Genomic DNA, 13,572 nt, shown 5'->3' with positions numbered 1-13,572 from the left:
CATCGCGCCATCGTCGGCCACCGCGGCGCGACCTGACCGAAAACCAGTCGACCTACATCCCGCTCGGCGCGACCCACCGGCTGACGAACCCCAGCACGATTCCGCTCGAACCGATCGAAGTCCAGTCGGGCGCATATCTCGGCGAAGACGACATCGTCCGCTTCGAGGACACCTACGGGCGCGCAGCGCGGTGAGCGACGCTACACCGGCGCGCGCCACGACAGGCCGGACCTCGAACGGGCGGCACGCACCCACGTCCTGCCCGCTTTTCATTACGTCAACCAATGTCAGCCCGGTTGCCCGCGCTTCACAGGTCAGGTTATAAAAGCGCCTCCCATTCCGGCGCATGCGCCGCCCTTTTACCCTCGACTTCGGAGAACGCGTGATCGATCTCGCCACCGCCCAGCAATTCCTGATGACCCGCGGCCTCGACTTCGGCCTCAACCTCCTCGCCGCGATCGTGTTGTGGTTCGTCGGCCGCTGGGCGATCCGCATCGGTACCCGCCTGCTCGGCAAGGTCGTTCGCCGCAGCGGCAAGGTCGACCCGACGCTCACCGACTACCTGACCTCCGTCGTCGGCGTGCTGCTGACGATCCTGCTGATCCTCGCGATCCTGCAGATCTTCGGCGTACAGACGACCTCGTTCGCCGCGCTGCTCGCCGGCCTCGGTCTCGCGATCGGCACCGCCTGGGGCGGCCTGCTCGCGCATTTCGCCGCCGGCGTGTTCATGCAGGTGCTGCGCCCGTTCAAGATCGGCGACGTAATCAGCGCGGGCGGCGTCACGGGCACCGTGAAGGAGCTCGGCCTGTTCGGCACGACGATCATCACCGCCGACAACATCGTGACGATCGTCGGCAACAACAAGATCTTCTCGGACAACATCGCGAACTACAGCGCGACGCCGCACCGCCGCGTCGACCTGACCGCGAAGATCGCGCACAGCGTCGACGCGGCCGATGCGATCAACCGCCTGAAGACGCAGATCCAGCTGGTTCCGAACGTGCTGAAGGTACCGGCGCCGGACGTCGGCGTGCTGCAGTTCACGCCGGAAGGCCCGCTGCTGTTCGTGCGCCCGTCGACTCAGCCGGAGAACTACTGGCAGGTGTACTGCGACACCCACCGCGTGATTCTCGACACGTTCCGCGAAGCCGGCTATCCGACGCCCGAAACGCCGGTCTCGCAACGCAACGCGTGACGAAAGCAGCGGCCGAACCGCACGGACGAAAAAAAAAGCGTGGCAGCCGTAAACTGCCACGCTTTTTCATTGCGCCGAAGCGCGCCGCGTCAGCGCCCGCCCGCCTTCGGCGTCCCGTCCGAGCGTCGCCCGCGCACGAGCTTCCATACCGCGCCGAGCGCGACCGGCACGATTGCCGCGCCGATCCCGACCAGCACGATCACGTTCAGGTACTGGCGGACGAACGGGATGTTGCCGAAGAAATAACCGAGCAGCACGAGCAGCAGCACCCACACCAGCGCGCCGATCACGTTGAACAACTGGAAGCGCCCGACGCTCATCGACGACGCCCCCGCGACGAACGGCGCGAACGTGCGCACGACCGGAATGAAGCGCGCGAGCACGATCGTCTTGCCGCCGTGCTTGTCGTAGAACGAGTGGGTCTTCTGTAGCGCGGCGCGATCGAGGAAGCGCTCGAGCACCGGGATATGCGTATTGAACACCTTCGGGCCGACCCAGCGGCCGATCAGGTAGTTCACGGTGTTGCCGGTAATCGCCGCGACGAGCAGCAGCACGATCAGCGCGCCGACGTTCATTTCGCCCGTCGCCGCGAACGCGCCGCCGATGAACAGCAGCGAATCGCCGGGCAGGAACGGGAACACGACGAGGCCCGTCTCGCAGAACACGATCAGAAACAGCACGAGATAGACCCACGCACCGTACTGCCGGATGAAATCGCCGAGGAAAGCGTCGATATGCAGGACAAGGTTGACGAAATGAAGCAGCGTATCCAAATGCGATTCCTCGAAGGCGATGGGGCCGGAACGGCCGGAACAGGCCAGACATGGCCGAGGCGGCCGCCAGCCAAGGCGGCGCGTGCAACGGGGTGATGATACCGAAACTACCTTAAGGCTCCGTGAAAAAACGTAACGGTCGGCCGCCCCGGCATGCGTTCGCGGCCTCGCTATAATTCGGCCATGTCCGATATCACCGAAACGGCCGCGGGCGCCGCGCCCGCCCCCGCCGCGCGCCCGCTGCGCGCGATCCAGCCCCTGCCCGACCAGCTGATCAGCCAGATCGCCGCCGGCGAGGTCGTCGAACGCCCGGCGTCGGTCGTCAAGGAACTGCTCGAGAACGCAATGGATGCCGGCGCAACGACGCTGCGCATCGTGCTGGAAGAAGGCGGCGTCAAGCGCATCTCGATCACCGACGACGGCTGCGGGATTCCGCCGGACGAACTGGCGCTCGCGCTGATGCGCCACGCGACCAGCAAGATCCGCTCGCTCGAGGAGCTCGAGGCGGTCGCGACGCTCGGTTTTCGCGGCGAAGCGCTCGCGTCGATCGCGTCGGTCGCCGAGATGTCGATCACGAGCCGGACGGCCGATGCCGCGCACGCGATGAAGATCGACGCGCAGACGGGCGTGCTGTCGCCCGCCGCCGGCTCGATCGGCACGACGATCGAGGTGCGCGAGCTGTACTTCAACACGCCCGCGCGACGCAAGTTCCTGAAGAGCGAGCAGACCGAATTCGGCCACTGCCTGGAAATGATCCGCCGCGCGGCGCTCGCGCGGCCGGACGTCGCGATCTCGGTGCTGCACAACGGCAAGGCCGTCGAGCACTGGAATGCGACCGAGCCCGCACAGCGCGTCGCGAAGATCCTCGGCGACAGCTTCGCGACCGCGCACCTGCCGCTCGACGAGCAGGCCGGCCCGCTCGCCGTGTACGGCTGCGCCGGCTTGCCGACCGCGAGCCGCGGGCGCGCCGACCAGCAGTATTTCTTCGTGAACGGCCGCTTCGTGCGCGACAAGCTGCTGACGCACGCGGTGCGTGCGGCCTACGAGGACGTGCTGCACGGCGACCGCTATCCGTCGTACGTGCTGTTCCTCGACCTGCCGCCCGAAGCCGTCGACGTGAACGTGCATCCGTCGAAGATCGAAGTGCGGTTCCGCGATTCGCGCTCGATCCACCAGTACGTGTTCCATGCGGTCCAGCGGGCGCTCGCGCGCCATGCGGGCGCGTCGCCGGAAACCACGGCGGGCGGCCATGCCGCGCATCTCGAACCCGCGCCGCGCGGGCCGTCGTCGTTCCTCGACACGCCGCTCGGCCAAAGCCCGGGCCACGCGACAGGCGGCAGCGGCGGAATCGGCGGCAGCGGCTTCTCGTCGTCGTCATCGTCATCGTCATCGTCGTCCGGCAACACGTGGATGCGTCAGGCGCGGATGACGCAAGGCACGCTGCCCGTCGCGCAGCCGCTCGCGCTCTACGACGCGCTGTTCGGCCGCAAGGACAGCGGCGCGGGCACGCCGGACGGCACGACGCTCATCGCCCGCGATGCGGCCGATCCGGCCGACACACCGGTCGCGCCGCTGCCGGGCTTCGCCGCGTCGCCGCTCGCGGCCGGCGCGCACGACGACCAGCCGCTCGGCTTCGCGCTCGGCCAGATCCACGGGATCTACGTGCTGGCACAGAACGCATACGGCCTCGTGATCGTCGACATGCACGCGGCGCACGAGCGGATCCTGTACGAGCAGTTCAAGAACGCGCTCGCCGACCGCACGGTCGCCGTGCAGTCGCTGCTGCTGCCGATCTCGATGACGGCCACGCCGGTCGAGATCGGCACGGTCGAGGAAGAACGCGACACGCTCGAATCGCTCGGCTTCGACCTTGCGGTGCTGTCGCCGACGACGCTCGCGATCCGCGCGGTGCCGGCGCTGCTGAAGGACGCCGACCTGCAGTCGCTGGCGCGCGCGGTGCTCGCCGACCTGCACGCGTTCGGCGGCTCGCGCGTGCTCACCGAGCGCCAGCACGAACTGCTCGGCACGCTCGCGTGCCATCACGCGGTGCGCGCGAACCGGCGCCTGACGCTCGACGAAATGAACGCGCTGCTGCGCCAGATGGAGGCGACCGAGCGCGCGGACCAGTGCAATCACGGCCGGCCGACCTGGTATCAGCTCACGCTGAACGATCTCGACCGTCTCTTCATGCGCGGGCAATGAGCGCTGCTTCGCCCTCCCGTCCGACGACGATCGCCTGCCTGCTCGGCCCCACCGCTTCGGGGAAGACCGCCGCGGCGCTGGCGCTCGCCGCGCGCCGCCCGATCGAGATCGTCAGCGTCGATTCGGCGCTCGTCTACCGCGACATGGATATCGGTACCGCGAAACCGTCGCGCGACGAGCGCGCGCGCGTGCCGCATCACCTGATCGACATCATCGACCCGGCCGACGCGTATTCGGCTGCGGAATTCCGCGCGGACACGCTGCGCCTGATCGGCGAGATCGTCGCGCGCGGCCGCACGCCGTTGCTCGCGGGCGGCACGATGCTGTACTACAAGGCGCTGACGCAAGGGCTCAACGACCTGCCGGGCGCCGATCCGGAGGTCCGCGCGGCACTCGACGCCGACGCCGCGCGCGATGGCTGGCCCGCGCTGCACGCGCGGCTCGCGCAGGTCGACCCCGACACGGCCGCGCGGCTTGCGCCGAACGATTCGCAGCGGATCCAGCGTGCGCTCGAAATCTTCATGTTGAGCGGGCAGCCGATGTCGGCGCTGCTCGCCGCGCCGCGCCGCACGGACGATGCGGCCGCCGCATACCGCTTCGTGCCGGTCGCGCTCGAGCCGTCGGACCGCGCGGTACTGCACGCGCGGATCGCGCAGCGCTTCGACGCGATGCTCGACGCGGGCTTCATCGACGAAGTCGAACGGCTGCGCCGCCGCGACGATCTCCATCCCGACCTGCCGTCGATGCGTTGCGTCGGCTACCGGCAAGCATGGGAATTCCTCGACGGCGACACCGACTACCGGACGATGCGCGACAAGGGCATCTTCGCGACACGTCAGCTTTGCAAGCGCCAGATCACGTGGCTGCGCGCGATGCCGGAGCGGATCGTCGTCGATTGCATCGCGCCGGATTCGACGGCCCGCGCGCTCGACGCGCTTGAACGCGTCCTGGACGGTCGCACGCCGGGCTGACCACTCAGCCGGCCTGACGCGCCGCCAGGCGCGCGCGGGCGCCGTCGACGATCCACGCGATACCGCGCTCGAACGCTTCGTCGTCGCTGCGCTCGCGCAGCGCGGCCCAGCCTTTCGCGAACAACGGATACTCGGCCGCATCCGGCAGCGGCGCATCGGCACCTGCCCCCGGCCCCGCCTGCTCTTCCAGCACCCATCCGACCACGAAGCGGCCGATCGCGACCATCACGTCGACCGCCTCGTCCGGCGCGAACCCCGCGTCGCCCAGCAGCGCGACCTTGCGTTCGATCGAGCTGAAATGCAGCGCGCGCGGCCGCGTGCCGGCGTGCAGGCGCGCGCCGTCGCGGTAGGCCAGCAGCGCGCGGCGGAAACTGCGCGCATTCTCCGCGAGCCACGCATCCCACACGTCGCCCGGCCGCGGCAGCGACGCGCCGTGACGCTCGAGCATGATCGCCTCGGCCATCGCGTCGAGCAGCTCGGCCTTGTTCCTGAAATGCCAGTACAGCGTCGGCGACTGCACGCCGAGCCGTTCGGCGAGCCGCCGCGTCGACAGCCCGTCGATCCCCACCTCATTCAGCAAATCGAGCGCCGCGCACAATACCGTGTCGCGCGTCAGCCGCGCGCCTGTGTCCTTCATCTCTATCACCGATAGGGAAACTGTGGAATACTTCGAACTCTATCATCGATAGAGTGATACCCTTGAATCCGTCCCTTATTGCCATCCTGGCCACGGTCCTGCTCGACGCGATCGGCGTCGGGATCGTGATGCCGATCCTGCCCGGGCTGCTGCGTTCGCTCGCCGCCGCGGGCAGCACCGACACCCACTACGGCATCCTGCTCGCGCTGTACGCGTTCGCGCAGTTCCTGTGTGCGCCGCTGCTCGGCACGCTGAGCGACCGTTTCGGCCGCCGCCCGGTGCTGCTCGCATCGCTCGCGGGCGCCGCGCTCGACTATCTGCTGATGGCGCTCGCGCCGACACTCGCGTGGCTGTACGTCGGCCGGCTGATCGCGGGCATCAGCGGCGCGAACGTCGCGGTCGCGACCGCGTACGTGACCGACGTGACGGCCGAGCCCGACCGCGCACGGCGCTTCGGCCAGCTCGGCGCGATGATGGGCATCGGCTTCATCGCCGGCCCGCTGATCGGCGGGCTGCTCGGCGCGCTGCACCTGCGTGCGCCGTTCGTCGCGGCCGCGTTGCTCAATGCGCTGAATCTCGTGCTCGTATGGCGCGTACTGCCGGAATCGCGGCCGCGTTCGGCCCGCGAAGGCCGGACGGCCAGCGCGCTCAATCCGTTCGCGAGCCTGCGACGGCTGAGCGGTGCGCCCGCGCTCGCGCCGCTGGTCGGCATCTACGTGATCGTCGCGCTGGTGTCGCAGGCGCCCGCGACGCTGTGGATCCTGTACGGCCAGGAACATTTCGGCTGGTCGACGCCGGTCGCGGGGTTGTCGCTCGCCGGTTACGGCGCGTGCCACGCGCTCGCTCAGGCATTCGCGATCGGGCCGCTGATCGCGCGGCTCGGCGAGCGGCGCGCGCTCGCGTTGGGTCTTGCAGGCGATGCGCTCGGGCTGGCCGTCATCGCGTTCGCGACCGCCACATGGGTGCCGTTCGCGCTGCTGCCGCTGTTCGCGGCCGGCGGCATGACGCTGCCGGCGTTGCAGGCGATGCTCGCGCGGCAGGTCGACGATGCACGCCAGGGCGAACTGCAGGGCACGCTGGCGAGCGTGGCGAGCCTGATCGGCGTCGCGGGGCCGCTGGTCGTCACCGCGACCTACGCGGCGACGCGTGCGACGTGGCCGGGCCTCGTGTGGGCCGCGGCCGCGCTGCTGTACCTGTTCGTGCCGCCGTTGCTGGCCGGCGCGCGGCCGGCGAGCGCGCCGCGAGCGTCCGCGTAAGCGTCGACGCGCGTCCGACCGCCACGCGGCGCCCGAAAAAAAACCGCCCGGATCGACTCCGGGCGGCTTTTCCTACTGCATCTGCCTGCGGTACGTCAGACCACGACCGTCTGCGCCTCGCCTTCGCGGGTCGCCCGCACGGTGCCGATCTTCCACACCTGTTCGCCGGCGGCGGTCAGGTCGGCGATCGCTGCGTCGGCATCGGCCGCCGAGACGATCACGGCCATCCCGATCCCGCAGTTGAATACGCGGTGCATTTCCGCGTCGGCGACGCCGCCGTGCTCCTGCAGCCACTTGAACAGCGGCGGCAACGGCCATGCGTTCTGGTCGAGCTCGGCGGTGAGGCCTTCGCGCAGCACGCGCGGGATGTTCTCGACGAGGCCGCCACCGGTGATGTGCGCCATGCCCTTCACCGACAGCTTCTGCATCAGCGCGAGCAGCGGCTTCACGTAGATGCGCGTCGGCGCCATCAGCGTATCGGCCAGCGAGCGGCCGTGGAAATCGGCCGACAGGTCCGGATTCGCGCGCTCGATGATCTTGCGCACGAGCGAGAAGCCGTTCGAGTGGATGCCGCTCGATGCGAGGCCCAGCACCACGTCGCCTTCGGCGATCGTGCTGCCGTCGATGATCTTGCTCTTCTCGACCGCGCCGACCGCGAAGCCGGCCAGGTCGTATTCGCCGTCCGGGTACATGCCCGGCATTTCGGCCGTTTCACCGCCGATCAGCGCGCAGCCCGACAGTTCACAGCCGTGCGCGATGCCCTTGACGACAGTGGCGGCCGTATCGACGTCGAGCTTGCCGCATGCGAAGTAGTCGAGGAAGAACAGCGGCTCGGCGCCCTGCACGAGGATGTCGTTCACGCTCATCGCGACGAGATCCTGGCCGACGGTGTCGTGTTTGTTCAGATGAAAGGCCAGCTTGAGCTTGGTGCCGACGCCGTCGGTGCCCGACACGAGCACGGGCTCCTGGTACTTCTTCGGCACTTCGAACAGCGCGCCGAACCCGCCGATGCCGCCGAGCACGCCGTCGCGCAGGGTTTTCTTCGCAAAAGGCTTGATCTTGTCGATGAGCGCGTCGCCTGCGTCGATGTCGACACCTGCGTCGCGATAGGACAGACCTTGAGCGTCGGGAGCGGATTTCGGAGGATTCATGGGGGAATGCGAGAAGGTCGGTAAAATGCGATTTTACCCGAAGCCGGCCCGTTGGCCGGAATTCCCAGCACCGAATCGTCAGGGATTGCATCTTGGTCGACACGTCCCCGTTTTCATCGCCGGGCGAAGCGCGCCGAAACCCGCGCCGCGCCGCCGTGCGTACGGTCGCGCGTGAAGCCAGCCGAGGCGCCTTCCCCCGCGCGTGCCCGGCGTACGGCACGCGTTTTTTCAACCGATCCGCATTGTGACTGCTGTGTCCCGTCAACTGACGCTCGATCTCGGCACGCCGCCGCCCGCCACGTTCGACAACTTCATCATGAACGAGGAGAACGACGAGCTCGTCTCGCGCCTGCAGAAGCTCGATCTCGCGCTCGCGGCCGGCCCTGTGCCGGACCGGTCGTTCTATATCTGGGGCGAGCCCGGCAGCGGCCGCACCCATCTGCTGCAGGCGCTCGTGAGCGACGCGTCGTACGGCTATGCGCGCTACCTGACGCCGCAGAGCCCGCTCGGCGCCTTCACGTTCGACCCGCGCATCGGCATCTACGCGATCGACGACTGCGACCGGATGAGCGACACGCAGCAGGTCGCGCTGTTCAACCTGTTCAACGAAGTGCGCGCGCATCCGTCCAGCGCGTTCGTCGCGGCGGGCCCGGCGGCGCCGCTCGCGCTCGACGTGCGCGAGGATCTGCGCACGCGGCTCGGCTGGGGGCTCGTGTTCCACCTGTCGCCGCCGTCCGACGCCGGCAAGATCGCGGTGCTCAAGCTCGCCGCGAAGGAACGCGGGATCGCGCTCACCGACGACATCGCCGCGTACCTGCTGACCCATTTCCGCCGCGACATGCCGAGCCTGATGGCGTTGCTCGACGCGCTCGACCGCTTCTCGCTCGAGCAGAAACGCGCGGTCACGCTGCCGCTGCTGCGCCGGATGCTCGCGCGTCCCGGCGACGACATCACACCACCGGGCACGGGCCCGAACCGCTTCGAGTAAAATGCGCTTCCATGACTAATCTGGCACTCTTTGACCTCGATCACACGCTGATCCCGACCGATAGCGACCACGAATGGGGTCGCTTCATGGTGAAGCTCGGCATCGTCGACGCGGAAAGCTTCTCGCGTCAGAACGACCAGTTCTTCGCCGACTACAAGGCCGGCCAGCTCGACATCCATGCGTACCTGTGCGCGATGCTCACGCCGCTCGCGAAGTATTCGCGCGCGCAACTCGCCGAGTGGCACGAGCAGTACATGCACGAGGTGATCCGCCCCGCGATGACGCCCGCCGCGCTCGAACTGGTACGCAAGCACCTCGATGCGGGCGACCTGTGCTGCGTCGTGACCGCGACCAACGCATTCATCACGCGCCCGATCGCGACCGCGTTCGGCGTCGACACGCTGATCGCGTGCGAGGTCGAAACGACCGACGGGCATCCCGATTCGCCGTACACGGGCCGACCGACCGGCACGCCGAGCTATCGCGAAGGCAAGATCGTGCGCACCGAAGCATGGCTCGCGTCGCTCGGCAAGCACTGGGACGACTTCGAACACAGCTACTTCTACAGCGACTCGCACAACGACATCCCGCTGCTCGAGAAAGTCACCGACCCGATCGCGACCAACCCTGACGACACGCTGCGTGCGCATGCAAGCACCCGCGGCTGGCGTATCCTCGATCTCTTCTGAACGTCGTGATCAAAAAATTCATTCGAAAGCTGCTCGGCCAGGACGAAACCGAGCAAACGTCCCCCGCGGCGGCCCCGGCCGACGAAGCGGCCCCTGCTGCCCCGCGCGCGCCGAAGGGCGCCCGCGGCGGCGGCGCGAAGAAACCGCGCAGCAACCATGAGCCGACCGTCGTGCCGGCCAGCGTGCACGGTATCAACCCGGCGCTGATCTCGAAGAACGCGGTGCGCGTGACCGACACGCTGCAGCAGGCGGGTTTCCGCGCGTTCATCGTCGGCGGCGCGGTGCGCGACCTGCTGCTCGGCATCGCGCCGAAGGACTTCGACGTCGCGACCGACGCGACGCCGACCGAGGTGCAGCGCCTGTTCCGCCGCGCGCGCCTGATCGGCCGCCGCTTCCAGATCGTCCACGTGCAGTTCGGCCAGGAACTGATCGAGGTCTCGACGTTCCGCGCGCTGGTCGACGCACCGCCCGAGGCGGCCGCGGCCACGGCCGAGCCGCCGAGGCGCCTGAAGCGCGACGAGCTCGATCGCCGCACGCACGCGGTCGATGCGAGCGGCCGCGTGCTGCGCGACAACGTGTGGGGCGAGCAGCACGAGGACGCCGCGCGCCGCGACTTCACGATCAACGCGATGTACTACGACCCGTCGACGCAGACGGTGCTCGACTATCACGACGGGATGGCCGACGTACGCGCCCGCCTGCTGCGGATGATCGGCGATCCGGCCACGCGCTTTCGCGAGGATCCGGTGCGGATGCTGCGCGTCGTGCGCTTCGCGGCGAAGCTCGATTTCGAGATCGAGCCGCATACGCGCGAGCCGATCCACGCGCTCGCCGACCTGATCAACAACGTGCCCGCCGCGCGCCTGTTCGACGAAATGCTGAAGCTGCTGCTGTCGGGCCACGCGCTCGCGTGCCTGCAGCGGCTGCGCAAGGAAGGGCTGCACCACGGACTGCTGCCGCTGCTCGACGTCGTGCTCGAACAGCCGCAGGGCGAGAAGTTCATCACGCTCGCGCTGAACAACACCGACGCGCGCGTGCGCGCCGGCAAACCGGTGTCGCCGGGCTTCCTGTTCGCGACGCTGCTGTGGCACGACATGCGCCAGCGCTTCGAGCAATACACGGCGGCGGGCGAAATCCCGGTGCCGGCGCTCCATCGCGCGATGGACGACGTGCTCGACATGCAGACCGAGAAACTTGCGATCCACAAGCGCTACTCGGCCGACATGCGCGAGATCTGGGGCCTGCAGCTGCGCCTGGAGAAACGCTCGGGCCGCAGCGCGATGCGGCTGCTGGAACACCAAAGGTTTAGAGCGGGGTATGATTTCCTCCTGTTACGCTGCGAATCCGGCGAGCTCGAGACGGAAGTCGGACAGTGGTGGACGGATTTCATCGAAGGCGACGCGGCCGCTCGCGAGGCATTGCTCACGCAGGGCGGCTCGAAGGAAAAATCGCCCCGCAAGCGGCGCCGCCGCGGCGGTGCGCGAAACCGCCAGCAGGGCGAAGGTGCCGCCGAGCAGGCGCCAGATACCGCGAGCGGTTCCGACGACTGACGCGCGCGCCGGCGAACGACGTAGGAAGTGATGCCATGACGGTTGCATATATCGGACTGGGGGCGAATCTCGGCGATGCGCGCCAGACCCTGAAGGACGCGGTGGTGTGCCTCGCGCAGCAGCGCACCATCTCGATCCTCGGCAAATCGAGCCTGTATCGCACGGCGCCGTTCGAAGCGGGCGGCGACGACTACTACAACTGCGTCGTCAAGCTCGACACGACGCTGTCGGCCCGCGAGCTGCTCGCGCTCTGCCAGAAGATCGAACATCACTTCGGCCGCGAGCGCCCGTATCGCAATGCGCCGCGCACGCTCGACCTCGACATCCTGCTGTTCGGCGCCGATTCGATCGACGAACCCGACCTGATCGTCCCGCACCCGCGCCTCACCGACCGCGCGTTCGCGCTCGTGCCGCTCGTCGAGATCGAGCCGGCGCTCGACATCCCCGCGCGCGGCCGTGCCGACGCCTTTCTCGCCGCCGTCGCGGATCAGCGCGTCGAAAAGGTGCAAACCTGCCAGTGCCCGATGCAAAAGGCGCTCGCTGCCGGCGAAGACGCCGACAAGACCCGCTGCCGATGAACTCGACTCCGCTGACCGTCACCGCGCCCGACCTGCGCGCCCCGCACCGCTATCTCGTGATCGAAGGCCCGATCGGCGTCGGCAAGACGACGCTCGCGCGGCTGCTCGGCGAGCGCTGGTCGATGCAGACGCTGCTCGAGCGCCCGCAGGACAACCCGTTCCTCGAACGCTTCTATCGCGACACCGCGCGCTACGCGTTGCCCGTCCAGCTGTCGTTCGCGCTGCAGCGCGCGCAGCAGGCGCGCGAGCTGATCGGTGCGCTCGACACGGGCCGCCCCGTCATCGCCGATTTCATGCCGCAGAAGAACGACATCTTCGCGCGGCTGAACCTGCCGGAAGACGAGTGGCAGCTGTATCGCTCGGTCGCCACGCACGTCGACGTGCCGCAGGCGCCGTCGCCCGATCTCGTCGTCTATCTGCAGGCCAGCCCCGAAGTGCTGTTCTCGCGCATCCAGAAGCGCGGGACGCCGATGGAGCTGCAGATCAGCGACGCGTACCTGCGCTCGCTCGTCGACGCGTACAACGAATTCTTCTACCACTACGACCGCACGCCGGTGCTGACGGTCGCAGCCGAACACCTGAACCCGCTGGATTCCCCCGAAGATCTCGCCCTGCTGGTCGAGCGCATCGAGACGATGCGCGGCCGCAAGGAATTCTTCGTCAAGGGCGAGACGACGCGCTGACGCGTCCTCGCCTGTCGTTTCTCACCACCGACCCGGATTTCCCATGACCTATCTCCAGGAATCGAGCCGGCCTGCCGTGACGGTCCCCAAGCTGCAGGCAATGCGCGACGCCGGCGAGAAGATCGCGATGCTCACGTGCTACGACGCGAGCTTTTCCGCGCTGCTCGATCGCGCCGGCACCGACGTGCTGCTGATCGGCGATTCGCTCGGCAACGTGCTGCAGGGCCACTCGACCACGCTGCCCGTGTCGATCGACGACATCGCGTACCACACCGCCTGTGTCGCCCGGGCGCAGCCGCGCGCGCTCGTCGTCGCCGATCTGCCGTTCGGCACGTACGGGACGCCGGCCGACGCGTTCGCGAACGCGGTCAAGCTGATGCGCGCGGGCGCGCAGATGGTCAAGCTCGAAGGCGGCGAATGGCTCGCCGATACGATCCGCTTCCTCGTCGAACGCTCGGTGCCCGTGTGCGCGCACCTCGGCCTCACGCCGCAGTCGGTGCATGCGTTCGGCGGCTTCAAGGTGCAGGGCAAGACCGAAGCCGGCGCCGCGCAATTGCTGCGCGACGCGCGCGCGATCGAGGATGCCGGTGCGCAGCTCGTCGTGCTCGAAGCGGTACCGACGCTCGTCGCGGCCGAAGTCACGCACATGCTGAAGATCCCGACGATCGGCATCGGCGCCGGCGCCGACTGCTCGGGGCAGGTGCTCGTGCTGCACGACATGCTCGGCGTGTTTCCCGGCAAGCGGCCGCGCTTCGTGAAGGATTTCATGCACGGGCAGCCGACCATTCAGGCGGCCGTCGAAGCCTATGTGAGCGCGGTGAAGGATCGGTCGTTTCCGGGCCCGGAACACTCGTTCTGAGTGGGCCGGCAGCGCCGTGGCGCACTGCCGGCGTTCGCTG

Annotated in this window: 13 protein-coding genes and 1 pseudogene; 11 read left to right on the top strand and 3 right to left on the bottom strand. The window is 68.4% G+C overall.

Going from position 1 to position 13,572, the window contains the following annotated elements:
- Positions 1-32: 32 nt before the first annotated feature.
- Positions 33-194 (top strand): annotated as a pseudogene (locus JYG37_RS05755) (mannose-1-phosphate guanylyltransferase/mannose-6-phosphate isomerase); the annotation flags it as partial.
- Positions 195-382: 188 nt separating this feature from the next.
- Positions 383-1,195: a mechanosensitive ion channel family protein gene (locus JYG37_RS05750; RefSeq protein ID WP_050011753.1), complete on the top strand. Its 813-nt coding sequence runs from the start codon at positions 383-385 to the stop codon at positions 1,193-1,195.
- An 89-nt stretch (positions 1,196-1,284) separates the two neighbouring features.
- Here the strand turns inward: JYG37_RS05750 and JYG37_RS05745 are convergent, their stop codons facing one another.
- A complete protein-coding gene (locus JYG37_RS05745; protein ID WP_050011754.1) occupies positions 1,285-1,968 on the bottom strand; it encodes a DedA family protein in 684 nt (227 codons plus the stop codon).
- 183 nt (positions 1,969-2,151) lie between these two features.
- Between JYG37_RS05745 and mutL the strand changes: the two genes are divergently transcribed.
- Together mutL and miaA are read left to right on the top strand one after the other, a co-directional pair.
- Complete coding sequence (gene mutL / locus JYG37_RS05740) at positions 2,152-4,170, top strand: DNA mismatch repair endonuclease MutL (RefSeq protein WP_050011755.1); 2,019 nt, start codon at positions 2,152-2,154, stop codon at positions 4,168-4,170.
- Positions 4,167-5,141 carry a tRNA (adenosine(37)-N6)-dimethylallyltransferase MiaA gene (gene miaA / locus JYG37_RS05735; RefSeq protein WP_050011756.1) on the top strand — a complete coding sequence of 325 codons (975 nt, stop codon included), beginning with the start codon at positions 4,167-4,169 and terminating at the stop codon, positions 5,139-5,141. Before mutL ends, miaA begins: the two co-directional genes overlap by 4 nt.
- Positions 5,142-5,145: 4 nt before the next feature.
- Here the strand turns inward: miaA and tetR are convergent, their stop codons facing one another.
- On the bottom strand, positions 5,146-5,778 hold the full coding sequence (gene tetR / locus JYG37_RS05730; RefSeq protein WP_213345931.1) for a tetracycline resistance transcriptional repressor TetR: 633 nt from the start codon (positions 5,776-5,778) through the stop codon (positions 5,146-5,148).
- Between the two features lie 62 nt (positions 5,779-5,840).
- On the opposite strand from tetR, the gene tet reads away from it, so the two are divergent.
- Positions 5,841-7,034 carry a Tet(A)/Tet(B)/Tet(C) family tetracycline efflux MFS transporter gene (gene tet, locus JYG37_RS05725; protein WP_089488185.1) on the top strand — a complete coding sequence of 398 codons (1,194 nt, stop codon included), beginning with the start codon at positions 5,841-5,843 and terminating at the stop codon, positions 7,032-7,034.
- A gap of 95 nt (positions 7,035-7,129) precedes the next feature.
- Here the strand turns inward: tet and purM are convergent, their stop codons facing one another.
- On the bottom strand, positions 7,130-8,185 hold the full coding sequence (gene purM, locus JYG37_RS05720) for a phosphoribosylformylglycinamidine cyclo-ligase (protein ID WP_050011759.1): 1,056 nt from the start codon (positions 8,183-8,185) through the stop codon (positions 7,130-7,132).
- Between the two features lie 253 nt (positions 8,186-8,438).
- On the opposite strand from purM, the gene hda reads away from it, so the two are divergent.
- Genes hda through panB form a run of 6 tightly spaced genes read left to right on the top strand, consistent with a single transcriptional unit; the run spans position 8,439 to position 13,532 of the window.
- Entirely contained in the window at positions 8,439-9,173 is a 735-nt protein-coding gene (gene hda / locus JYG37_RS05715; RefSeq protein ID WP_034200992.1) for a DnaA regulatory inactivator Hda, read from the top strand.
- Positions 9,174-9,184: 11 nt separating this feature from the next.
- Positions 9,185-9,862: a histidinol-phosphatase gene (locus JYG37_RS05710; RefSeq protein WP_050011760.1), complete on the top strand. Its 678-nt coding sequence runs from the start codon at positions 9,185-9,187 to the stop codon at positions 9,860-9,862.
- Positions 9,863-9,867: 5 nt separating this feature from the next.
- Entirely contained in the window at positions 9,868-11,412 is a 1,545-nt protein-coding gene (pcnB, locus tag JYG37_RS05705) for a polynucleotide adenylyltransferase PcnB (protein WP_124630604.1), read from the top strand.
- 35 nt (positions 11,413-11,447) lie between these two features.
- Positions 11,448-11,990 (top strand): 2-amino-4-hydroxy-6-hydroxymethyldihydropteridine diphosphokinase, encoded by a 543-nt coding sequence (folK, locus tag JYG37_RS05700; protein ID WP_034187173.1) that lies wholly within the window; start codon positions 11,448-11,450, stop codon positions 11,988-11,990.
- Complete coding sequence (locus tag JYG37_RS05695; protein ID WP_050011762.1) at positions 11,987-12,673, top strand: deoxynucleoside kinase; 687 nt, start codon at positions 11,987-11,989, stop codon at positions 12,671-12,673. The genes folK and JYG37_RS05695 overlap by 4 nt, the downstream gene beginning before the upstream one ends.
- 43 nt (positions 12,674-12,716) lie before the next feature.
- Entirely contained in the window at positions 12,717-13,532 is an 816-nt protein-coding gene (gene panB, locus JYG37_RS05690; RefSeq protein WP_089488184.1) for a 3-methyl-2-oxobutanoate hydroxymethyltransferase, read from the top strand.
- The last annotated feature ends 40 nt before the right edge of the window (positions 13,533-13,572 follow it).

Source organism: Burkholderia sp. LAS2, from assembly GCF_018417615.1.
In the GTDB taxonomy this organism is placed as follows: Bacteria; Pseudomonadota; Gammaproteobacteria; order Burkholderiales; family Burkholderiaceae; genus Burkholderia; species Burkholderia sola.
The sequence above is the reverse complement of the archived record's forward strand: the minus strand, read 5'-3'. Positions and strand labels throughout refer to the sequence as shown.